The sequence below is a fragment of the Candidatus Poriferisodalis sp. genome, assembly GCF_965198245.1.
Taxonomy (GTDB): domain Bacteria; phylum Actinomycetota; class Acidimicrobiia; order Acidimicrobiales; family Poriferisodalaceae; genus Poriferisodalis.
Genome location: NZ_OZ240249.1, coordinates 427569 through 451560, shown reverse-complemented (window position 1 = coordinate 451560; position 23992 = coordinate 427569). Strand labels below are relative to the sequence as shown.

13 protein-coding genes are annotated in these 23992 nt (G+C 64.8%); 1 reads left to right on the top strand and 12 read right to left on the bottom strand.

Annotated elements, in window-relative coordinates:
• Positions 1-30 precede the first annotated feature (30 nt).
• The 11 genes from ACOCMM_RS02195 to ACOCMM_RS02145 all read right to left on the bottom strand — a co-directional run bounded on the left by ACOCMM_RS02195 (position 31) and on the right by ACOCMM_RS02145 (position 22428).
• On the bottom strand, positions 31-3372 hold the full coding sequence (locus ACOCMM_RS02195; protein ID WP_419551567.1) for a fibronectin type III domain-containing protein: 3342 nt from the start codon (positions 3370-3372) through the stop codon (positions 31-33).
• A gap of 139 nt (positions 3373-3511) precedes the next feature.
• Positions 3512-6229: a cell wall-binding repeat-containing protein gene (locus tag ACOCMM_RS02190; protein WP_419551566.1), complete on the bottom strand. Its 2718-nt coding sequence runs from the start codon at positions 6227-6229 to the stop codon at positions 3512-3514.
• Between the two features lie 64 nt (positions 6230-6293).
• Positions 6294-9368 (bottom strand): cell wall-binding repeat-containing protein, encoded by a 3075-nt coding sequence (locus ACOCMM_RS02185; protein ID WP_419551565.1) that lies wholly within the window; start codon positions 9366-9368, stop codon positions 6294-6296.
• A 55-nt stretch (positions 9369-9423) separates the two neighbouring features.
• Entirely contained in the window at positions 9424-12618 is a 3195-nt protein-coding gene (locus tag ACOCMM_RS02180; RefSeq protein ID WP_419551564.1) for a cell wall-binding repeat-containing protein, read from the bottom strand.
• An 18-nt stretch (positions 12619-12636) separates the two neighbouring features.
• On the bottom strand, positions 12637-16095 hold the full coding sequence (locus ACOCMM_RS02175; protein ID WP_419551563.1) for a cell wall-binding repeat-containing protein: 3459 nt from the start codon (positions 16093-16095) through the stop codon (positions 12637-12639).
• 166 nt (positions 16096-16261) lie between these two features.
• The gene (locus ACOCMM_RS02170) at positions 16262-18100 is read right to left on the bottom strand and encodes an O-antigen ligase family protein (RefSeq protein ID WP_419551562.1); all 1839 of its coding nucleotides are present in this window, start codon (positions 18098-18100) and stop codon (positions 16262-16264) included.
• 16 nt (positions 18101-18116) lie between these two features.
• Positions 18117-18308, bottom strand: a complete 192-nt coding sequence (locus ACOCMM_RS02165) for a hypothetical protein (RefSeq protein WP_419551561.1) — start codon at positions 18306-18308, stop codon at positions 18117-18119.
• A gap of 102 nt (positions 18309-18410) precedes the next feature.
• Positions 18411-18953 (bottom strand): hypothetical protein, encoded by a 543-nt coding sequence (locus ACOCMM_RS02160; RefSeq protein ID WP_419551560.1) that lies wholly within the window; start codon positions 18951-18953, stop codon positions 18411-18413.
• 122 nt (positions 18954-19075) lie between these two features.
• Positions 19076-20068, bottom strand: coding sequence for an RCC1 domain-containing protein (locus tag ACOCMM_RS02155; RefSeq protein WP_419551559.1), 993 nt, complete (start codon positions 20066-20068; stop codon positions 19076-19078).
• A 240-nt stretch (positions 20069-20308) separates the two neighbouring features.
• Positions 20309-21502 carry a cell wall-binding repeat-containing protein gene (locus ACOCMM_RS02150; protein ID WP_419551558.1) on the bottom strand — a complete coding sequence of 398 codons (1194 nt, stop codon included), beginning with the start codon at positions 21500-21502 and terminating at the stop codon, positions 20309-20311.
• Positions 21502-22428, bottom strand: a complete 927-nt coding sequence (locus ACOCMM_RS02145) for an RCC1 domain-containing protein (RefSeq protein ID WP_419551557.1) — start codon at positions 22426-22428, stop codon at positions 21502-21504. Before ACOCMM_RS02145 ends, ACOCMM_RS02150 begins: the two co-directional genes overlap by 1 nt.
• 60 nt (positions 22429-22488) lie before the next feature.
• On the opposite strand from ACOCMM_RS02145, the gene ACOCMM_RS02140 reads away from it, so the two are divergent.
• The gene (locus ACOCMM_RS02140) at positions 22489-22683 is read left to right on the top strand and encodes a hypothetical protein (protein ID WP_419551556.1); all 195 of its coding nucleotides are present in this window, start codon (positions 22489-22491) and stop codon (positions 22681-22683) included.
• Here the strand turns inward: ACOCMM_RS02140 and ACOCMM_RS02135 are convergent.
• A complete protein-coding gene (locus ACOCMM_RS02135) occupies positions 22672-23907 on the bottom strand; it encodes a cell wall-binding repeat-containing protein (protein ID WP_419551555.1) in 1236 nt (411 codons plus the stop codon). The genes ACOCMM_RS02140 and ACOCMM_RS02135 overlap by 12 nt on opposite strands.
• Positions 23908-23992 lie beyond the last annotated feature (85 nt).

The following is a 23992-nucleotide window of genomic DNA, read 5'->3' as shown; positions in this document are numbered from 1 at the left end:
ACGAAACCGCACTACGAATACCTGCCAGGGCTAGCTGCGTGGGAGCGTGGTGATTTCGGTGGCCACCCAATCGGTGCAGGGAACGTCGTCGCGCCAGCTACATGTGCGAATCGCGATTGTGTAACGAGTGCTTGGGTTGAGTCCGGTGATCACCCGATCGTCGCCGTAGCCAATGTCGCCTTGAACGAAGACGTCACCCCGCTCATCGGTCGGGTACCACTTGAACGCGTAGTAGGGGTATTCTTCTGGTGGATTCCATTCCAGCTGCACCTGTGTGTCGGTGATGCCGGATATGGACACCGGATACGACCTGGGCAGTGGCGTCAATGACGAGCGGGAAGTGAAGGCAGCGGTACCCCATTCACCGCATGGCTGCGTTGGATCACCGCACGCTCGGACCTGAACCGTGTACGTCGAGCCAGGCTCGACGCCGTAAGCAGCTTCTATATCGTGTTCGACATCACGGCCATAGACCCAAGATTTCTCACGACCGGCTTCTTGGTATCGCCAATAGTACGAACGCGCTCCTGGTACAGGATCCCAGGCAAACTCGAGCCAAACATCCCCAACATCTGCCAACCGGAGCGATGGCGGACCGAGCATTGACATCGCCGACGGATTCGAGAAGGTGATCACGGCCCACGCACTGCATACGTCGACGGCTTCAGGCTCTTCGCAGTAGCGCACCTTGAGCGTGTATGTCTTGCCGGTCATCACCGAGAGACTCAACAGCTGAAGATTCGATCGATGCAGGCGATCCGTGCGTAGGCCTGAACTCGTTTCTCCATCGGTGTATTCGTATTCAATCCTGTACTGCAGGTCAGGATCCAGGGTTGTCCACGGTTCCAGAGTGCCCAACATGACAGTGGCGGTTGACTCGTCGATTTCTTGAAGAGCGACGCTATAGGGGGGAGGGATGGCCGGCTCGGCGGCTGTTGTGAAAGTAACAGTTGTTTCCTCGCTGTCATCGCACGACAGCACGACAGAACTGCAGGAGCGGATCTTTATGGAGTACGTCGATCCTGGTTGCACGTTGAATCCGGTACCATAATCTGGCGCGATGTGCCTGTGCCATGCTCCGCTAGGCAATTCGAGCAGATAGCTCTTGGCCCCAGGAACGGGCTCCCAAGTGAGGAGATACCACCCGGCACCCGACGCTACAGAAACCGCCTCTGGTGGCGGAACCGTCGACGACGTAGATACGCTCAGGGTATTCCAACCCGCGCAATTCCTTGCACTCAACGTTCTTGAGCAGGCACGGACTTGAATCTCGTATTCGGTACCCTCATCGAGATCCGTCAAGACAGCACGAGTATCGAAATAGCGGTTGCGGCCCCATGCCCGCTGCACGAGCCTTAATCCGTTGGCAGTGTACGCAATCTCATATTCAACGTCGGCCGAGTGCTCTTCTCTGAAATTGGCGTGGCTCTCGGTATTCCAAGCGAGTTGTATTGTCGTGTTGGTGATGGTTTGTGTCCGTATAGGGCCGAAAGACGGCGGTACTGGACCGATATCGAAACTGTACGTGCTACGGTCTCCCTGTCCGTACTTCGTATTCGCGGTGACCGCAATTCCGTACTTGCCCGGCTCCGCTGCGGCTAAGTCGAATGTATGGAGTCTCGATTCTGGGCCCTTCTCGATGCGACAGTGATTGCTCGTCGAATGAGCGGGATTCCATCTGGTTCCAGTGCATGAAAAATCGCCTTCGGAACTGATCTCGACTGTGTATCCAGATATCGCAGCATCATCACTGAAGAGCGGCGGTTCCCACGCGACCTGGTACCCGTCGGCGTATTTCCGTCCGATGGACGTTGATCGCGGTGCGGAGGGAGTCAGGCGTTCGCAAGGTTCGGCATAGTCCGGCACGGGCCAGTCTAATTGATCGTATTGATAGCAAGCCAATCTGGGCTCCTCATAGAACACAGACCTTGCGCTTGAATCCTCATCAAGAAATACATCTCCTAGACGTACGAGCTTGAGGTGGTGAAGCCCCAAGATAGAGTGGCCCAATTCATGAACCACGCTTCTAAGAAAGCTAGCCTTTTCGGTCCAGCCATCGTATGTGGCGGCGAAAGCAGGACCAGATGAGAGCCTGGCGTAGCCAGCAATGAAGTCAACAGGTAGGTCTACAACAATCAAAACTTGACTCGTGCCGGACTGCTGTTTGGCCGCCTGTGCACATGGTTCTATGCCCTCGGTACGAGCATCAGCAATAGATAGCTCATCCCATGCAATATCGTCAGTCAGCACAGAACTAGTTCTGAACCTGAGTGTCATCTGCCGAGAAGAGAGGCGCTCAAAAAATCCATCCAATTCATCATTCAATCGTTGGACGAGTCGGTTCAGGTCCCCAGATTGATACTTGCCTTCCTCAGCACAGATGAAGGTTGGGATTGTCCAGTCGCCGTCGATCCGCATGGGCATGGGAAGAAACTGAGGAGACTCTAGGACATCAGAGTCTTCATTCGGTTCTGTTGCGTTCGAGTCAGTTGAGGCCGAATCGGCTGAGCCCGGATCGGACGGGTCCGCAATCCTGAGGGCCTCGGCACCGACGGCGTTGGCCGTGTTCCAGCGGTTTAAGCCTGAGATGCGGACCATGTTGCGCCCGAACAGTTTCTCGTTTGGCACTGCCTTTGTGCCACCGACGATGTAGCCCCCACCAGATGCTGCGTCGAGGCGCGCTCGCTGTTCTCCGGGCATGATCTTGTCGCGGTGTCCGGCGAGGATGATGCAGTCGGTGCCGATGACGCCTGCGAGGGTGACGGCGCTGTAGAGATCCGACTGGGCCGCAGCGTCGGACGCAACCACAATCGGCGTGTCGAAATGACAAGACGTCCGGGGGTTCTCGGCGCCGAGGGACGCGTCGGCTCGCGGTGGCTGACCGCCGGCTTGAGCGATGGCTTCTCGTCCGACGAGACGCGCGGTCTGCCACCGGTCGACGCCTGCGATGCGGACCATGGTACGACCCGCGAGCTTGGAGTCGGGTACTGCCGCAGTGCCGCCAACGATGTACCCCTCAGCGCTCGTGCGGTCGAGAAGGGCCTGCTGATCGGCGGGCATCGGCTCGTCACGCGGTCCGGCGAGGATGATGCAGGAGGTGCCGACGACGCCTGCGAGTGTGACGGCGCTGTAGAGATCCGACTGGGCCGCAGCGTCGGAGGCAACAACGACAGGGATGGCAGTTCTAGGGAAGGATGCGCCGCAGTGGACAAAAAATGACGGCGGCGGCACCACCGCAGCATGCGTCTGTGCTCCGGCGGGAGGACCCGCCAACAGGCCGACGATCACCACCGTTGCCGCGCCGAACCAGCGAAGCGAACCAGCCGATCGCACACCGGCCACCCGTCCTAGAAGACTGATCCTGCCGGCCATGCCGTGTCCCGCTCGGGTGGGTCCATTAGGCGGTGCCGATTCCTTGGCGCATCAACAGTAGTGCTTGGGTCGGCAACATCGCCTTGGCGAGAGTTTCGATCTGCAAGGCCGCCGTCAGCACGGCCGCGATGAGTCAGCATCAGCCTCGGCTCTCCGAACCGCCCCAGCATTCGAGCTCGCCGTTGGCGCGGATGGCGCACGAGAATGCTTCGCCCGCAGCTATGGAGATGAAGTGGCCCGCTGGCACGTCGAGTTCGGCGTAGATGCCGTAGCCCCAGCACTCCACGGTTCCGTTGAGGCGGATCCCGCAGGCATGAGACCGCCCCGAAGAGATGGCTGTGAAAGTTCCCGTCGGGGGAATTGTCACCTCGTGTCCCGCGACTCCAGGCCATCCCCAACAGTCGACGGTGCCCTCCGAACGCAGACCGCAGGTGTAGTCGTCTCCTGCGGCAATCCCCATGAAGCTGCCGGACGGCGGTCGCAGATACTCAAAGGGGTTCGGCTCGCCGCCCCAGCACTCGACGTTGCCGCTGACGCGGATGCCGCAGGTGTGGGACCAGCCGGCTGCTACATCGGTGAATGCTCCCGCCGGCGGGTCTGCTTGGCCATGTTCGTTGCCGAAGCTGTCGGCCCAGCACTTGATGGCACCGTCACTGCGAACGGCGCATGAGTGCCCGCGGCCCACGTCGAGCGACGTGAACGTGCCCTGCGGCACCTCTGGTATGCCGCCATACGTCTGACCACTGTAGAGGTCGCCCCAACACTCGATCGTGCCATCGGGGCGCAGGCCACATGACCCCAAAAAGCCAGCATCGACAGCGGTGAACGGACCATCGGGGATGTTCCTCGCCTGTCCTGGACCGCTGCATTCGACGAAGCCGTCGGATCGCAGCACGCAGATGCTGATGTTGCCCGAAGCATGGGCGGCGCTGACGGCGGTGTAGGAGGTCGACGACTGGCTGCCGTCTGCTGTGCCGCCGGAGGTCGAAGAGTGCAGGGCCGGGCGAGCGGAATAATTCTCACAGCCCCCGAGCCGCCTGAGCGGGACCGAGGCCGCCGAGGGTTCATACACGCCGAAGCACCACGTCAGCGACTGGCCCGTTCGGACGCGGAACGTCGCCTTCCACTCGCCAGGCTCCAGGGCTTCGTTGGCTATGAGGAAGATCCTGTTGCTCGCCGCGTGGACGGTGCACAGGTTGCCGTCGAGCGTGCGGAAGTGCTGGCCGCTGGCGCCTCGCAGTTCGGCCGTTGCTCCCGCAGCGAAACGAAAGCTCGTCGGGAACAGGATGATCAACGGCAGCCCAGCACTTGGCCGCTCCTGATAGCCAGGGCAGTGGTCCAACGGATTGGGGCGCTCGCCGGTGAAGCGTGTGAGCGGCACCCAGTTGCCAGCCCCGGGAAACACGACGGTTTCTGAATACGTGCTGCCGGATCGTCCGCGATTCACATCGAGTCCGTGGTCGAAGCGGCCATCAGGTCGTTCAGAACGACCGAGCGCAACCCTTTCCAACAGCGGATGCAGCATCGCTGCTCCGTGGAAAGGCGCTCGCATCCAACTGTCGATCCCGTCGGCGTCAGTCCGGTTCGCATACGAAAGATTCGAGCTCTGTCCAGCGCGATGCCCCTCGATGGTGAAGTGCAGGCTGGTGGGGTCCTCGCGATGATGGCTCGACGCCTGGGCAGGGTCTCCGAAGGGGCCTTCTATTCGAAGGTACTCAAGGTGCTTCACGATGCCCGCGGACCATTCGGAGTTCTCCGTGACCAGCAGCAGGCCCGACGCGGCGCGGTAGGCGTTGAGCCGATCGAGCCAATGCTCAGGCAGGGGCTCTGGCACATGAGTTCGGGCATCGGCGGTCGGCACGTCAGCCTCTGAGTCGGCCTGGATGAAACGGAACGCCGCATCGGCTGCTGCAAGCCCGGCCGAGACGGCGACGTCGAGGCTGCCCAGGCGTCGAACCTCCGCTTCCGGCGCAAGCCCGGCGATTTCGGTCTCGATAGCAGCCGCCAGAGCCTCGAGCGCCCCGACCAGCGTGACGGTGCTGGGTCGGTGCTCACGCAGCAGCTCCGCCGTGGCCGTTCCGAGGGCGTCGGAAGACGCCGCATAAAGCACAGCGCTGCTGCCGTCGGACGCAGCCAGTGCCGCCGCGATCCCGACGTCGGTCTCGGACCAGCCATAGGCCACGACCGCGTGGGTCGCTCCAGCCTCGAGCGCACGCTGAGCTGACAGCGCTGCGGTGTCGACGCGCGTCGCGCCCCCGAAGCGCTCCACCGTTGCCCCCGGCGCCAGGGCACGGATCTCTTCCGCGACGCTCTCAGCGAGCGCGGCCGCTCCGCCGACCAGAAGCACTCGACCCGGCTGCGACTCCCTCAGCAGCTCACGGGTCGGTGCTCCTAGGTCGTCGCTCTCTGCATAGAGCACAGCGTCGCCGCGGCCGGTCGCAACTGCCGACGCCGCAGTCCCCACATCGGACAGCGACCACCCGTTCGCGACCACGAGCGTCGGTGCGGTGGCGCTGGTGAGCGAGCCCGCAGCGGCACGGGCCGCTGTGTCGATCCGATCCGCACCGGCGTGACGCGAGGTCGCCACTCGTGGCACCAGACGCCTCAACTCGCCTTCGATGGCCGGAGCCAGTGCGGCGGTCCCGCCCACCATGACCACACGGTCAGGGGCGAACCTGGCCACCACAGCGGCGGACCGCTCACCCAGGGCGTGAGCGGATGCGGCGAACACCACGGCGTCGCCCCCACCAGCGGCTACGAGTGACGCAGCAGTGCCGACATCAGACAATGAACCGCCGTTGGCAACGATCAGGGTGGAGCCCGTGTTGGCTTGCGCCGCCGACGGCACCGCGAGCATGGATGCAGCCAAGGCGGTCGAACACACCGCCACGCAGAGCCCCCGAAGCACGCGTGGCACGTGACTAGGCCTCGGTATCGGGGTCTATGACGCAGGTCATGTACTCGTATGGGTCTTGGACGGTGCCCTCGACGCGCACGCCGCTGATGGTCACTGTGTAGCAGTGTTCCCCGTCGGCCGGCTCTTCGTGCTGGCCCGAGTTCGTGTCGCCTGCGACTGCCCACACGATCGTTGCGTCGGTCAGGAGATCCGCTCTCGCGATGATCTCGATATTCACGGGACCGGACTCATCGGCCATAGCAACCGTCGCCCCGGAGACATCAGGCTGGCACTGCCAAAGGGCTCGCTGGCTGCACTGCCATTCGAGCGCCGCCAGACCGAAGGACCACCGTCCCCACACTGACGTGTACGGGACATACCCGGGCGGAGGCCATGCGACAAATCCACGCTGCTCCCGAACCTCACGAGTCGACGACCGAGGCCCGAACACATACAGGGCATTGCTGGCCCTGTGGACGCCGCGCGCGTCGGGGACATCGCCAGTGCCGATCATCGTCTGCTGCGGCAGCAAGATCCACGTGCGGTGCCCCACCCTCAGGTTGTTGGCACCGGAGTCCTGGATGTAGCCGTCGATGGAGCGCACACCGGAGAGGCCGAGGAAGAGGTTGCTTGAACGAGCCCCCAACGCACCCGTTTCGGAGTAGCACTTCCAGTCGGCGCCGGGAAAATGCGAGAGCGAGCCCTGTGCGGCCATCATCAGCGCGGCGTGCTGGGCGGTTGACGAGAAACCGCTGTTCTCCGTGACGGTGGTCGCCCCGGCCATGCGGCGGAACCAGTTGATGCGCTGGATCATGCTGTCGCGGAATTCCTGGCTGGTGGATCCCGCTACGCAGTCCGCCACGTTGCCGGTGTAGCCCCAATCGGGCTCCTCACGCTCGTACTCGGCCTCATACGCGGCAAGCACGGCATCGCGATCCCACGTGTCCAATCCGACGGTGCCGGCCGACCGGCCGTCGGTCACCGTGACGGCCAGAGGCTGCGATCGCTCAGTGCCGTAGCCGAGCCGGTCATGGGCCACTTGTTCGGGCACGCGGACCACCACGGTTCCGGGCGACGTCGCAACCACCGTCACTCGATAACTCACGCCGGATCCCTCCAGCGCGGTCGCGTCGGCGTTGACGGCGTCGAAGTCGTCGACCTCCAGTCCGCTCACGGCGAGGGGGAACTTCACGTCCACCTCAATGGAAGTGCCGATGCCGACAACCCAAGCAGCGTCCGATGACAGCCACGGCGCAAGGCGCGGTGCGCCGTCGCGACGGGGCACCTCCAATTGCCCCCGGACGTTCTCGCCCCAGCACACAACGGTGCCGTCGAGGCGCAAGCCGCAGGTGTGCTGGTAACCAAGGCTGACCGCGCGGTAGGCACCGTGCGGTGCGTTCAGCTGACCGCTGTAGCTGGTGCCCCAGCACTCCACCGAGCTGTCCATCCGGATGCCGCAGGCATGATTCACGTTGGGAACGACAGAGCGGAACTCGCCGGACGGAACCTCAAATGGGTGGTCGCCTTCGTAGCGCCGGCCCCAGCATTCCACCGTGCCGTTCGGCCGAATGCCGCACGAGTCGTCACCGCTGGAGGCCGCAGCCACGGAGACGAACGCTCCCGCGGGTGCCACCGTCTCGCCGCCGTCGTCATCGCCCCAGCATTCGATGGTGCCGCCGGGTCTCAGGCCGCACGCATGGTCTCGCCCGACGGATATCTCGGTGAAGGACCCAGCGGGAACATCGTTCACGCCGCTGTATGTGCTGCCCCAGCACGCCACCGTGCCGTCGGGTCGCAGGCCGCACGAGTTGGAACTCCCGACTGAGACTGCGACAAACACGCCCGACGGTGCCGCCGGCCCGTCTCTGCCGTCGAACAACCAGCAGGTGACAGTGCCGTCTAGCCGCAACCCGCACGAATAATTCTGTCCAACAGAAAGCGAGGAAAACGTTCCGGCAGGGGCCACCGCGTTGTCCCGACCGTTGTTGCCCCAGCACTCCACCGTGCCATCGGGCCCGATGCCACACGCAAACGACGAAGCGGCACTGATCGCGACGAAGCGCGGTTGGCTCGCAGGCGCAGCCGCTCCCAGTGCGTGCAGCGACGCATGTGCGGCGGTGGTGATGCGGGTCAGCGGCAACTTCGACGGGACCAGCGACATCAGGTGCGTCGTGTCGGCGTCGACGGCTCCGACCAGGAAGACGTGCTTGATCGCGTGCTCGGTGAGCGCCGTCTCGGTCGCAGCACCAAGCGAATCCGGCTCGGTATACAGCACGACACTGTCCGGCAATGCCGCCGCCAGACCGGCTGCGACGCCGACGTCGGGCAGCGACCAGCCATTTGCGAGCACCGCCGTCGTGGCACCGCCGTCCAGGGCGTGCTGCGCGACGAGCGCCGCTGTCTCCACCCGGGTCGTGCCGCCGAGCCGCTCCGTCTGGACGACCCCCGCAGACCCGGTCGCGCTGGCCAGAACATCGGCCGACACCGCCGCGGCACCGCCGGCCACCAGTATGCGAACCGGCCGATGTGTGGCCAGCACCTGGCGGGTCGACTCGCCAAGTGCGTCCCGGCTGGAATACAGCACTGCGTCTGCAGCACCCGACGCCACCGCGGAAGCCGCCGCGCCCACATCGGGCAACGACCAGCCGTTCGCAAGCACCACCGTGACCGACCCAGAGCCCGGCAGCGCTCGCGCCGCCGCCAACGCGGCTGTATGTATGCGATCGCTGCCGGACAGCCGGTCGATGTCGACGCCTGCCGCCAGGGAGCGCAGCTCGCTCACGACTCTGGAGCCGACGGCACTGGCGCCGCCCACCACCAAGATGCGGTCCGGCTGCTGCTCCGCGATGATCGAAGCTCCGCCCGCGCCGAGTTCGTCCACCGCCTCGGCGAGAACCACGGCTTCGCCTTCGCCCGCAGCCGCCAGCGATGCCGCAGTGCCCACATCAGGCAGCGACGTTCCCAACGCCACCACCAAGACCGATCCGCCGACATTCTGTGCTGCTGCGGGATGCGTCGCAACCGGTGGCACCACGGCAAGTGCGCCGCTGACCACGAGGCATCCGACCGCCGCAACAGCGCTCCGGCGCAGCCGTTTCACATCACTTCGCCTCTGACCGGAACTCGGCCCCGAACGGGCCGCTTGCAGAACATCATCAGCTGTTGCGGGTGATCGTGACGGTATGGGTGTCGCCGTCGTCGGACACGACGGCGACGGTGTAGCCGCGCAGCGTCACCGACTCTCCGGCTTCCAGCAGCGGGTAGCGGTAGAGGTCGCCGGCAACGCGAATCGGCAAGTAGCCCGATATGCGCGCAGCGTCGACGGTGTAGACCAAGACGCCAAAGTCGCCAGATCCCTGATTGTGGCTGTCATATCCGGTCGGACGTCTGCTCTCGACGACAAGAGCCCCTTGAGCGTTGAGCGGAACTGCCGCCATCGCTACGCCGTCGCCGGGCCGCGCAACCGGGGACAGCGTCACCTCGGCCGACCCATCAACGATGCAGCGAACCTGCGAATCGAACAGCCATCCCATTTGCCAACGGCTCCACGCGAGCGGCTCAGGCCACCATCCCCTCACCTGTCCTCTCGCCTGCTCGGGTTCGCCGGTTGGATGCGTTTCACTGCTGCGAGAGACTGGGGCATATGACTGCAGACCCATCAGTCCGAATTCAACCTCTCTGAACTGCTCGTCGTCTGGCAGCGTTCGCGTCGGGCGGCGCCCGTAGGGGTAGAGGTCGACCAATCCGAGGTTGTGCGCGATCTCGTGGGCGGCAACATATCCCCAGTCGTCGAGCGGTTCACGACGCTCGGGCAGCGGAAACGTGTTAACCCGCGTAGTCGACACCGTCAAGCCGTCGGCTGTGGCTGAACCCAAGGCATTGCCGCCGCCGAAGTGGCTGCCGGGAAAGACCGTCAGTACGAGATCCACCTGGGTGAAGTCGAACTCTGGGTCGGCCACTTCCACCGCGTGCTCCGAGGCAGCCCCGACCAAGCCAGTTGAGACAGCTGTCGGGCCCATGTATGCCTCGAAGGGCTGCTCCGCCCGCAGCCAGCGATGCAGCGGCGCGAACTCTACGTCGAGCCTGCCGTAGCTGACCGCCTCCAGGTAGTTCTCCGCCCACTGCAATCCGAGCCGAGATTCACGCTGGGTGGAGTGCTCCGCCTGAGCGTCGGAGAAGTCCATGAACAGCACACCGATGCGAACGACTCCCGTGGTCGGCACGTCATCCTGGACCGGAAAACCTGCGGAGACGCCGCCAAACCCCCGGGGGCGGCATGTGCGCGCCGACGCCGGGACCGAAGTGCCCCGTGCACCCGTAACCGAGACGGTCCCTCCAGCCGAGTAGACGAGACGCTTACCGTCTGGTGACCAATCAGGCACCGAGGAAGCGCCGGCCGCGGACGTGACAACTTCTTCTTCGAGGCCTTCGATGTCGGCAAAGAAAACGGAGCCTCCTTGCGCGGTGTAGCGCATGAAGGCGAGCCGTTGACCGTCGGGCGCCCAAGAGAGGCCCCTATCTGCCCAAGCTTGATAGGCCACCGGACGCGCTTCTGAACCATCGGGCGCGATGACAGCCACGGTGCCGCTCTCGGCGATGAACCCAATCCAGTCTCCAGTCGGCGACCATCGAGGCGACCCATAGGTCAAGAACTCGCATCCCAACGATTCAAGATTCGCCCCTAACCCCGTCAATGGGACAGGTCGGAAGCCGGACGACGACATGACGAGGAGTTCGTATTCGTAGTCGAAGTCGGCTGCCGCAACAGTGCTGAGGTGCCTGATGCGCCTGAACGCGAGGTGCCCTGAGTCCGGCGACCAAGACGGCGAGTCGTCATAGACGGCACCGAACGTCAGTTGAGCAGCGCCGGTGCCATCGGTAGCGACCGACCAGATATGCGCGCCGCGGTCAAGACCCACTCCCACGGCGAAGCTGTACGCGATCTGGTCGCCGTCGGGCGACCACTCCAGATCGGTGATGCCGCCCTGCTCATGGCGGACGAGCATCTGCTGACCCGTGCCATCGGCGTTCATCGTCCATATCTGGTCGTAGGTGTGGTAACCGATCTTGGTGCAGTCCGGGGACCATACGGGTTTCGACGCCCGCCCATCAAGGACCTCGACGGGCCCATCAGTGATCTCGCCGCCACATCCGTCCACAGGCCGTGTCCCGACCACGATGCCGGTGAAGCTTGCAACACGCTCAGCCTCGAGATATCGCGTGAGACCTGTGGTGGAGACGGCCGCCTCACCACCGAAGACATACGCCTCAAACGATGAGGAACTGCCGGCGGCAGTCCGTCCTCGGGACCAGTCGAGATGGGCGGCCGTCGAGGCAGGAATGCCACTGGGGTCGGCGAGCACCAGCGGCGCGCAGAGGAGTCCCAAGAGCGGTCCAGCGCTGAACGAGTCGAACGGCACCTGTGCCCGAGCCACGCCGATGCGGCGTGACGTAAAGCACTCCTCGCCAGCCTTGTCGCTATAGCGATTGCGGATGAATCTTGCTGCCTCGATCGCTGTGCCGTACCGCGTCGCCCCCGCAATACGAGTCACGCCGATCCCGTCTTTGAGTACGGACTTCTCGACTTCCGCGCTGATCGCCGCTGTTCCGCCCATCACGATTACGTGCTCGACGCGTCCGGTGAGCAGCGCAGCACGAGCACCGCCATCCAGTTCGTCCCGCGGGGTCAGCAACACCGGATGGCCGCCTCGTGCGGCAAACGGTCCAGCTACGAGCGCGTCGGCGAACGCTTCGCCATTCGCAACTATGGCCGTGCGGCCAAAGCCCGGAATGATGCCGGCCTCGCCCATCTTCTTGGCCACCACGCCAGAGGTGTAGTACTGGTCGCCGCCGATGATGTACTCGACATCGATGCCCAGGTGGGCAGTGAGGGCTACGTCGACTTCGAAGCTGATGAAGCCGTCGGTTCTGTAGGTGCGCAGCAAGTGCACTGTCGACACGTCCACTCGTTGCAGGAACTCAGCTGCGTCATCCCGCAGCTGATCGGGCGGTGTCATGAGCAGCGGTGCCCCGAGCTTCGCGGCGTAAGGCGCTGCTACGACGGCAGATGTCCAACTCTCGCCGGACACCAGTACGACTGTGTCGAGCTTGCCACCCGCCTCGCGCGCATAGGCCTCGGCCACAAGCAACGACGTGGCGTAACGGTCAGCGCCGCCGTAGCGAGTGACCGTTACGTCGGCAATCGATGGCTGAGCGGCTCGTGCGGCTGCGGGTTCCGGCATCGCAAGCACGGTGGCGGCCACGACCATTGCGATCACTGCCGCGGCAGCGCCCCTGCGCAACTGTTGGCCGCTCTTGCCCCGGTGGCGAAACACTCCGGTCGCGCTCATCGTGTGCCGAACGCTGGTTCAGCTTGTGGGGTGAAGTGCGAACTGGGTTGATGCTGTGGCTGCGGTCACGTAGGTGACCGTGGCCTGGGGTGCGAGTTCGGCGATCCGTGTCCTCAAGGCGCGGTTGGCCGGCTCGACCGTGTTGACGAGCACGATGTGCGTCGGCTGGTGCTCGGTGAGCAGGCCAGCGGTGATGTCGCCCAGCTCGCTCTGTTCGGTATACAGAACAGCGGCGCCGTCGAGCGCTGCGGCCAGGGATGCGGCGATGCCGACATCGGGCAGCGACCAGCCATTCGCGATCACCGCGATGGCGGCGCCTTGTCCGAATGCGTGCCGGGCTGACCCAGCAGCAGTCTCGACCCGTGTGGCACCGCCCAGGCGCTCGGGTTGCGTACCGCCTGCAGCTTCCTGTGCGGCAGCGGCGACTTCGGCACTCAGCGCCCTGGCCCCGCCGACGATCAACACCTGCGTGGGCCGGTGCTCATCGAGAACGTCCCGGGTGGAGTCCCCCAGAGAGCCCGCCTGCGCATACAGCACCGCGTCGGCACGGCCCGCGGCCACAGCGGACGCCGCTGTGCCCACGTCGGACAAAGACCAGCCGTTCGCGATCACCACCGATGGGTCCGTCGCCTCAGCGAGCACACGCTGGGCGGCCAACGCAGCGGTGTGGATCCGGTCGGCGCCCGACAGGCGATCCACCTCGACCCCAGCAGCCAGACGGGAGATCTCATCCGCGACGCTCTGGGCGAGCGCGGCGGCTCCCCCGACGAGCAGGACCCGCCCGGGCTGCTGCTGAGCGACCACCTCGGCAGCGGCATTGCCCAGCGAGCCAGCCGACTCGGCGAACACCACCGCATCACCCAGTCCCGCGGCCACCAACGAGGCTGCTGTGCCGATATCGGACAGCGATCCGCCGTTGGCGACGACCAGCGAACTCTCCGAGGTGCCCTCGCATTCGAGCTCCAGCACCAAGCCCAGACGAGGCGGCGGAACCACCAACTCGGCCGTCTCGACGTACGCCGTCGCTGAATCCCCCGGGGCATGACAGCCCGGCGCTTGGGCACGCACCTTCCACAGCCCCGCTACCACGTCCCAGCGGAATTGCCCGTCAGCGCCGGTCACATCGGGGTTCGTGCTGTTGACCGTGGGATCCATCAGGGCCGAGCCATCGGCGACAGCCTCAAAGTCGGCCACCGCCGTGTCGGGATCTTCTCGCATCAAGGTGACGGTTGCGCCTTCGATCGGCTTGCCGTGCTGGTTCTGCACCACCCCCGACGGGTCGATATAGATGCTGAATTCGACCGTCTCCGTGGTTCCTGCACAGTTCATATTGATCGTCACGTGCCCTCGGCCCACTGCTTGAAGCTCGCTGGCGGACGCGATAGAGGCCACGTAGGTGCCTGATCCCGCGGGCTCTTCGCTCATCCCGTGCCACGTCGACTGGCCCGACTCGATGTCCGACACCCTCAATGACGCGTTGCCGTCCATGCAACCTTGATGGGTGATGGTGATCGCGTCGCTGGAGCGGAAGCTTGGAATGCCCCCTTGAGCCGATGATGCACCGGTGACGTCGGTGCCCACTGGAGGCGCCACGGCCCGCGGGATGGCCGTCAGGTTGGCATCGATGCCGCTCGTCGCAGCGGACACTGCGACGGTCACCGGACCGGCATCGCTCAGTTCTGCGCGTCCGTCATAGTACTGCGCTACATGCCAGGCAGATGAGAAGTGCACGGAGTACTCACCCGCAGCAGCGGCGAGTCGATACGTCCCGTCCAAAGCAGTCATCACAGACAATGCCTGCCCAGAACGGCCTGACGGTGCTACAGCGACCCGCGCATCACCCACGGGCGAGCCGCCGGAGGTGACCGTGCCGGTGATGTACCCGACGCTGAGACGGGCATCGACATCGGTTGTCATCGTGGCGTCGACAACCGATATGGATTCACGCGTTTCAATCCCTCCAGGCGGGAATCGGTTACGGACCCCGCCAAACGAGACCGAATAGTCGCTCGCACTCATCAGCGGCGAAACGTAGAAGCCGTCCCCATCTGTGACGGCATCGTACGAATATCCGGAGTTCCCACGGAAGATCACCGGGAAGCCCGAGATCGGTTCACCCGAGCTGTCAGTGACGACGCCGCTGATTCTGCCCCCGGCAGTGACGACAACGTCGACTTGTTCACGGCCGCCTTCGGGCAGGGTCAGCGACGCCGTGACGCTTCCGCCGCCGCGCGGGTAGACGATCACGTCATAATCGTCTGCGGGCACATCCACAACTTCGGTCGAACCCGACGAGGCCGTCCGCGACGACAGGCAATTCGGGATGGCGTCGGAGTCCTCGGAGTTCGATCTGCACACCGATACCGACGCGCCGGGAACCGGAAGACCCAGCGCATCCACCACTCGCACAGACACGGTGCTGGCAAGCGACAGCTGTGCGTCGACATCCGACCGGTGCTCACCAGGTCGACCGGACATGTAGGCCGCCCCTCGCCATGGACTGAGCCTGTCGTCGTACCACTCGGGCGCATAGCGTCCGTCAGCCGCGAAGAAGCGGATCTGGAATACGCCAGATGAGCCACTGCAGCGGCGGAAGCCATACGTCCCATCGTCCGAGGTCAGTGCTGCGAAACCACCGCTCGCAATACCGCCAGGACTTGTGGCGATGCGGATGCCCCCCAAGCCGGTACCCGAAGTGTCGGTGACTCGCCCTGACAGCGCAGCCCTCTTCGGCAATTCGAAATCTACGTTGACATCTTGGCCGTTCGAAATCGTCGCGAGCGTCGGAAAATCTCGATGCGCCTCGTCAATGAGGTCGTATAAGGGAGTGGAGTAACACGTCGCTCCGGCGTACGGTTCCGGAAGATCGCTGGGCAGTACCAGCATGACCTCTCCATCGGGCAGAGCGGGTGTGGCAAAGCTGCCGTCATCGCCGATCTCGAGCGGATAGCGCAAGAATCCGAACTTGCCCTGACTCAGGCTCTCCAGCTTGATTGAGATTCCGTAGACGCCGACAGGCGGCGCAGCGCCGTCCGCGAGGATGCGGCCCGACAACTTGCCGCCGTCAGCGAGCGTGCCATCCACTCCAGTGGTAGTGGCCCATTCGCTGTCAACGTTCAGGACTGCCGGTGCGACGTTGCCAGAAAGATCCCAGGCGAGGATGAGTGGTTGGTCCCAGCGGTCGGAAGGTTCAGCGACGGTGACCGACCAGCTGCCTGATGAATCAGTCACGTCCTCCCCCATGAGCTCGGAGCGTGAGATGCGGGGACGGAGCCGATTGCCCGTCAGATCGACTTGCTCATCACCGCAAGCAAAACAGAAGATGCTGACGGTGATCCCGCTGACCGCGCTGCCGTTCTCGCCGGTAATCGTGCCTGAGTAGGTGTGCATGTCCCCGGGCGCCGCGCCTGCCTGGGGCATACCTGCGGCGACCATCGCGACGATTGCCAGCACTGCGAGGAACCGACGGGAGCGCACCAATACAGACCAACTTGAATTGCGTGCCACGGCGTTTGCTCTCGTTGAGTTCATGACACTTCCTCGCTAGAGCAGGGTTGAAGCGCCGACCCTAATCGTGTGTACAGCGCGATTCGAATAACGCTCCGAATCCGCGGCCGGTCGAATCGCCGCAGCCCATGGATCGTCAGCTCGTGTCGATCACATCGAGAAACGCGCGGGATTCGGAACGTTCGGGCATCAAGTACTCAGCACGCTGCCAATCCGATCGGGCGGACTCGACATCGCCGAGGCGATGAAGAGCGATGCCTCGCCTGAGATATGCATCGCCGTTCGCAGGTTGGCTCGCGATCAGCTCAGAAAGCGCATCTCTCGCCTCAACCGCATGCGACTCCGACCCGGTGAGACTGTGAGCCTGCAGAAGAGCGTCGGCTAACGCCAACGACACCAGCTCGTTGCCCCGGCTTCGATCTGCTCCGTCGCGCAGCCGCTCCACACCGCGAAGCACGATGTGTGCGTCGGGCGTCTCCGCCACGAGTGCACCTATCAGCACATAGCTCGCGTCGTCAAACGGGCGATGCGACGCCGCTCGGTCGAGCGGTTCGAGTGCGCCCGCAAAGGTCGGCGATTTCAACGCCTCGCTGTACAGCCGGTCGTTGCGCAGCAATGAGCCCGCATTGACGATCAACGCAGCGCAGACTGCGCCCGCTGCCACAGCAACCGCCCGCGGCATGGAACGCACGGACACGCCGGTTCCCGCAGCAAGAAGCCCGATCAGCAGCCACCACGTCATGTCCACTGCAGGATGAGCGAAGAACACCTGCTGCTGCAGGGCGTACGCCGCAATGCCCGCGCCGAGCGCGGCGCTGAACACATTGCCGCCGCGAATCGCCTTGAGCGCCGCTGCGGCGATCAAGACCAATCCCGTCACGAGCAGCACAGCGGCGACTGCGCCGTATGAGACCCCGAAATCCAGGACGCCGCTGTGGGCGCGATCCACGGTGGCGGCGCGGCCAATCTCGCGGGCGGCCTCATCGCCGACATGCTCCCCGAAGGCGACGATGAACATCTCGGGGCCGACTCCGACAAGCCAATGCTCCCGGATCGCCGACAGCGCGACTTGCCAGATCGCTGCCCGCTCGCTCAAGTCTGCAAGCGCCGCCTGCCACCTGCCGGTGAAGAGCGACGCCAAGGCCCCAACAGCCACCGCCGCCGCCAATGTCCAGCGCAGATGACCCCGCAGCCGCAGCAGCGCCACAACCAGGGCGACGATCGCAGCCGAGACCCAAACGCCGCGGGTTTGAGACGTCCACGCACTCAGTACTGCCAGACCTGCCGCCGCTGCGCCGGCGATGCGCCACCGGCCAACCCGCGTCATGGCCACAGCGGCCACCGGCCCCAGGAGCACAACGAATCCGCCGAGCACTGCCGGATTGCCCAGCGTCGAACGCACGCGGCCCCGGAACTCGATCAGGTCGCTGTCAATCTCGAGGCCCGCGAACTCGAACGCCCCCAGCGTCCCCACTGCCAACACAGCCACCACGGCAACCTGGACCACAGACCCATCAGCGGCATCACCGAAGCTGCGCCGCAACGACAGTCCCACCACGAACGCCACAGCGAAGCCAAGCCACGCCAGCAATCCCTCCTGGCGCAGCGGAGCGCCCAGCATCGAACGCAACACTGAGTCGCTCGCGATGCTCGCGGCTACGACAAATCCTCCCAGCGCGACACCGCCCCACAGCAGGCACCCTCGAGGCACCACCAGCATCCCGCCGCGACCCAGTTGGACGACCAAGAGCAGGGTTCCGCCAGCGGCAATCAGCACCTTGGGAGACAGGTAACCGCTCCAGCCCCAAGGATCGAACGCCACCCCGCTGCCCACAACCACCAACGCCAGCCCAGCCACGAGCGACGCCGGCAAACGCTCTGCACGCTGCGAGCCGTGCCCGTCCGCAGCACTGTCGGGGGTCTGAGTGAGGCTCAGGGATTCGGGATTCCGGCGACGCCTCGTTCGTTCGCGCATCGAGCCGGACGTGCGGTCAGCCTGCGACGAGCGCGTCTGTAACGAGGTGTTCGGGGACGGCGCCGGCTACTCGTTCCTCGGTGCCGTCGGCACGAATCAGCACCCAAAAGCTGACGAACTTCACGTCGAACTTGTCCCACAAGCGGGCAGGGTCGTCGGGAAGATGGGGAATGTTCTCGAGGCCGAAGCCGCTGACGAATTGGACCATGTCGTCGCGACTGTCTTTGCCCGGTATGCCGATGAGGGTCAGGCTGTCCCCGTGCTGTGCTTTCAGCGCTGCGACCGCAGGCGCTTCTCCTTGGCACTCCGCTCAGAGCGGCGACCAGAACCACAGCAGGACATCACGACCGGCGAGCGACGAAACATCGAACAACTCGCCGTTGAGCCGATGCGCCGCCAGCTGAAGCACTTGCTCACGGTCCTCGACAAGGACCGCAGGTGTTTCCTCGGGCGAGTCGCTCGCCGTCTCGGACTCAGTTGACACCTCATCGTCGGACGGCGTGTCGTCGACTGCTGCTTCCTCCTCTGAATCCGGAAGCGAATCGTCGCTCGGGACCTCATCGTCGTCCGCAGGGCTGACGGCGACCATGTCTCCGTCGTCAACGTCGAAATCCTCGGCGTCCTCGACGTCGTCGGGCTCATCGACGATTGTCTCGACAACATCTGTCTCGACGCCATCGCCGAGATCATCGGAGTCTTCGGGTTCGGCGACACGCTCATCTGTGTCCGCTGTTTCGTCTTCCGATGCCTGATCGGGATCTGACTGATCCTCCACGCTGACCTCGCCAGTCACAGCGACACCTTCAACCGGCACCGTGTCGTCGGCACTCGTCGTCGGAACGTCATCACCCACATCGGAGGGCTCTCGCCCGTCACTACTGCCGCAGCTCAGGAGGACAGAGCCACAAGCCAAGATGCCCGCAGCGACCAAGGCTGAGCGCCTCAGCCGAGGCATTGGTCGCGCACTAGCGGCTGTCACCAGAGCAATCCCACGTATTCCACACCCCCGTCAGCGTTGATCGCGTACGAGTGAATCCAGTACAGCGATTGTGCAATGTGCGTGAACCGGCCCTGCGCCGGATACGTGAATTTTGCACCCCAGCAGGCGATGGTTCCGTTGCTCTTGATACCGCACGTATGAGCATTGCCAGCCGAGACCGCTGTGAACGTGCCCCCCGGCGCGTCGGACTGGCCCCAATCGTTGTTGCCCCAACAGGCGACGGTTCCGTCAGTCTTGATCCCGCACGATTGGGCGTGACCGGCGTAACTCGGCCCCCCGACCGAAAGCGCTGTGAACGTGCCCTCGGGCGCATCCAACTGATTCGATCGGACGTCAGTGCACTCCCATCCGTCGGCCCCCTGCTGGCACGAGCGGTGCTGATTGCTGCCCCAGCAAGCGACCGTCCCATCGGTCTTGATCCCGCAGGAGAGGTCTCTGCCGGCCGAGATCGCCCTGAACGTGCCATCCGGCGCGTCCGACCGGCCCTGAAAGTTGCTGCCCCAGCAGGCGACCGTCCCATCGGTCTTGATCCCGCAGGAGTGGTACTGACCCGTCGAGATCGCCGTGAACGTGCCGTCGGGTGCGTCGGACTGGCCTTGATAGTTGCGGCCCCAACAGGCGACCGTCCCATCGGTCTTGATCCCGCAGGAGTGGTACTGACCCGTCGAGATCGCCGTGAACGTGCCCTGAGGACCGAGTTTTCCAGATTCGCTGATCCCCCAGCATTCAGGGCTACTAGCCCCAGGAGGAGTCCAACACGTCGTCGAAATTGTGGTGAACGTGCCGTCAGGCCCGTCCAGCTGTCCGTACCGGTTGTTCCCCCAGCACGTGAGTACGCCGCCGGATTTGAGTGCACATGCGTGACTCTGCCCGCCTGAGATGGCGACGGTTCGGGTCGGGTGCCCCGTGCTGAGAGCGTCAGCAACCAGGAGCTCTGGTACAGGCGACCCGGGGAGACTTGGTGCCACAGTCCCGTCGGCGCGGATCAGTGCCCACGTATCCCAGCCGTACCGACCCCAGCTCTCGAAGAACAGGGGCAGGAGGCCCCCAGGGTTGATGATGTGGGGGATTTGTTCGAGGCCATGCTCGCTGATGAATCCTGTGAGATCGGCGTGGTCGAAGTAGCCGGTGACGCCGACGATGGCCAGGTTGTCTCCGTGCTGTGACTTGAGCGCTGCGACCGCAGGCGCGTGCTTCTGGCAGCCGCCTCAGAACGGCGACCAGAACCACACCAGCACGTCGCGGCCTGCGAACGCCGAAATGTCGAGCAGTTCACCGTTGATCTGCGTGGCGGCGAGCCGTCGCACCTTCGAGCGATCCTCCGCCGGATCGCTCTGGGTGTCGTAGCGGCTGAGCAGTATGCGGCCGTGTGCGAGCAGGGCGGCCTCGGAGGCGATCTCGATCCGGTCGGCACCGGTAATGCGGGTCTGGGGGGTGTCCAGCGGGAGCCGGCCCAAGTCCTCAGCGAGCCCATCGGTGAGCACGGAGTTGCCCACCAGCACCACCTCGGAAGGAACGAGCTGATCCAGCGCATGCGAGCGCGCTTCGTGCGCGTCGGCGGAAGAGAACAGCACGCTTCCGCCCAGCGCAGCCGCAAGCGGCGCGGCCACGCCGACGTCTGGCGTCGACCAGCCATCAGCGATCACCACAGGCCGCCCGGTGGGAGCGTTCCCGTACAACGCAGCCCGGACTGCGGTGTCTATGCGGTCGGCGCCAGCGAACCGCTGCGTGGGAACGTCGGGCAGCAGCTCCGACAGCTCCGTGTCGATGTCGCCCGACAGCGCCCCTTCGCCTCCGACGATGATGACCTGAGACGGAACGAGCCGCTCAAGGGCTGCGATCGTCGCCGCGCCGACCGTGTTCGTCGCTGAGTACAGGACGCTGCCGCCGAGCCTCGCCGCCAGCGGCGCGGCGGTGCCCACATCCGACGGCGACCAGCCATTGGCCAATATGACTGGTCGGTTCTGCGGCACCGCAGGGGCCAGCGCCGCAGCACGCGCAGCAGTATCAATCCGATCAGCGCCGCTGAGCCGCTCCACTGTCGCATCGGGCAGGTGGCTCTTGACCGCGGCCTCCACATCAGCGGACAACGCCGCAGCACCACCCACCAAGACAATCCGCGACGGCGCCAGCCTGCCCAGAGCATTCACCGTCGCAGCACCCAGCGACTCCGTCGACCCATACAGCATCACGCCATCAAGGCGACCAGCGAGCGGCGCAGCAGCACCCGCATCAGGAGCCGACCACCCATTCGCGATCACCACCACACCAGAACCGCTCGACTGCGCCGACACAGCACGAACCGGCGACAACCCGGCTGCCACCAGCACCGCGATGCACAACCCAGCCACCACCCGCCGCAACGACCTGGCACAGCGAGGCGAAGCGCCGCGGCCGTTCATCACCACCACACGACGTATTCCACGACTCCGTCAGCGCTGATCGAATACGAATGCCCGAAATACGTTGGCACCGCAACGTGCGTGAACTGGCCCGGCGGAATCCGCTTCACCGGCTGATAGCTGCGGTTGCCCCAGCAGGCGACGGTTCGGTCGGTCTTGATGCCGCACGAGTGCTTGTAGCCAGACGAAATGATCGTAAACGTGCCCTCGGGCGGGTCCGATTGACCTGTTTCGTTGTCGCCCCAGCAGGCGACGGTTCGGTCGGTCTTGATGCCGCACGAGTGCTTGTAGCCAGACGAGATCGTTGTGAAGGTGCCCTCGGGCGCATCCGATTGACCCGAGCCATTGCTGCCCCAACAAACGACGGACCCGCCGGACTTGACACCACACGAATGCTCATGGCCAGACGAAATTGTCGTGAACGTGCCCTCGGGCGCATCCGATCGGCCCTCGCCATTGCTGCCCCAGCAGGCGACGGACCCGCCGGACTTGACACCACACGAATGCTCATGGCCAGACGAAATTGTCGTGAACGTGCCCTCGGGCGCATCCGATTGACCCGAGCCATTGCTGCCCCAACAAACGACGGTTCTATCGGCCCTGATACCGCAGGAAAATTCGTTGCCGGCCGAGATCGCTGTGAACGTGCCGTCAGTTCCGAGCGGTCCCGACTGGCTCATGCTCATGCACTCGCGCCAGTACCCCCCGCCGGAACATGCGGGCGAGATCACGGTGGTGAATGTGCCCTCAGGCCCGTCCAGTACATCGCTCCCGGTTTCCCCCCAGCACTCGACGGTGCCGCCGGGCTTGAGGGCGCAAGCATGATTTCTCCCTGCCGCCAGGGCGACGGTTCGGGTCGGGCGCCCAGTGCTGAGGGCATCAAGGATCATGAAGATCGGCACCGCTGTCGTCACGGGTACTGTCACAGTCCCGTCAGCGCGGACAAGAACCAACGATCCTGAGTAGACGGAGGTGCCCCCCCTTGGGTGGGTGAAGAATGGGCCGCTCGCTCCCAGAAGGTGGGGGGTGTCTTCGACCCGTCGGCTGAAGCCCAAGAGGTCGTCGTGATCGACACCGCTGCTGAGGAACGGGGCACCGATGATGGCCAGATTGTCTCCGTGCTGTTTCTTGAGCGCTGCGACCACAGGCCTCTGACGAAGGCAAAGGCCTCAGAACGGTGACCACAGCCACAGCAGCACATCGCGTCCGGCAAACGCCGAGCGGTCGAACGGCTGGCCGTTGATCTGAAGCGGACCGACTCTGTTTCCTTCGTCGTCATATGTTGTGCGACCTATGTTCCTCAGGCTGGGGCGATCCTCGACTGGGTCGCTTGGGGGGTCGTAGCGGCTTACGAGTACGCGGCTGTGGGCGAGCAGGGCGGCCTCGGCGGCGATCTCGATCCGGTCAGCGCCGGTGATATGGGTCCGCGGCGTGTCCAGCGGGAGGCGGCTGAGGTCCTCGGCGAGCCCATCGGTAAGCACGGAGTTTCCGACCAGCACCACCTCGGAAGGAACGAGCTGATCCAACGCATGCGAGAGCGATTCGTGCGCGCCCTCGGACGAGAACAGCACGCTGCCGCCCAGCGCAGCCGCCAGCGGCGCCGCCACGCCGACGTCGGGCGTCGACCAGCCATCCGCGATCACCACAGGCCGTCCGGTGGGAGCGTTCCCGTACAACGCAGCCCGCGCCGCGGAGTCGATACGGTCCGTGCCCGCGAACCGCTGCGTGGGAACATCGGGCAGCAGCTCGGACAGCTCCGTGTCGATGTCGCCCGACAGCGCCGCGGTCCCTCCGACCAGGATCACCTGGGATGGCGCGAACTGCTCAAGCGCCGCGGCAGCCGGGCGCCCCAGCACATTCTTGGCTGCGTACAGGACACTGCCGCCAAGCCTCGCCGCCAACGGCGCCGCGGTGCCAACATCGGACGGCGACCAGCCGTTGGCCAAAATGACCGGACGGTTCTGCGGAACCGCCGGCTCAACCGACGCAGCACGCGCCGCGGTGTCGTATCGATCAGCGCCGCTGAGACGCTCCACCGTCGCATCGGGCACCAGCCGGCGGACCTCAGCCTCCACATCAGCGGACAACGCCGCAGCACCACCTACCAGAACCACCCGCGACGGCGCCAGCCTGCCCAGAGCATTCACCGTCGCCGAACCCAGCGACTCTGTCGAGGCATACAGCATCACGCCATCAAGGCGACCAGCGAGCGGCGCAGCAGCACCCGCATCAGGCGCCGACCACCCATTCGCAATCACCACCACATCACCCGAGCTGCTCGACTGCGCCGACGCCGGATGAGCCGGCACGAACACACTCGCCACCAGCACCGCGACACACAACCCGGTCGCAGCCCGTCGCAGCGATACGACGCGGCAACCCGACGCCGGCCGCATGCGCATCATCGCCACTCCCAGCTCGAAGCTGCACCTAGTGCCGCGCCGATCCTACGCCAGGACCGTGCTGAGGCTGTTGCCTGCCACATCTTCG

Excerpts from the sequence above, each read along its gene's own strand:
- ACOCMM_RS02195 (WP_419551567.1), bottom strand. The coding sequence starts at position 3,372 with ATGGCCGGCAGGATCAGTCTTCTAGGACGGGTGGCCGGTGTGCGATCG.
- ACOCMM_RS02190 (WP_419551566.1), bottom strand. The coding sequence starts at position 6,229 with ATGCTCGCGGTGCCGTCGGCGGCGCAAGCCAACACGGGCTCCACCCTG.
- ACOCMM_RS02180 (WP_419551564.1), bottom strand. The coding sequence starts at position 12,618 with ATGAGCGCGACCGGAGTGTTTCGCCACCGGGGCAAGAGCGGCCAACAG.
- ACOCMM_RS02170 (WP_419551562.1), bottom strand. The coding sequence starts at position 18,100 with ATGCGCGAACGAACGAGGCGTCGCCGGAATCCCGAATCCCTGAGCCTC.
- ACOCMM_RS02165 (WP_419551561.1), bottom strand. The coding sequence starts at position 18,308 with ATGGTCCAATTCGTCAGCGGCTTCGGCCTCGAGAACATTCCCCATCTT.
- ACOCMM_RS02150 (WP_419551558.1), bottom strand. The coding sequence starts at position 21,502 with ATGAACGGCCGCGGCGCTTCGCCTCGCTGTGCCAGGTCGTTGCGGCGG.
- ACOCMM_RS02135 (WP_419551555.1), bottom strand. The coding sequence starts at position 23,907 with ATGATGCGCATGCGGCCGGCGTCGGGTTGCCGCGTCGTATCGCTGCGA.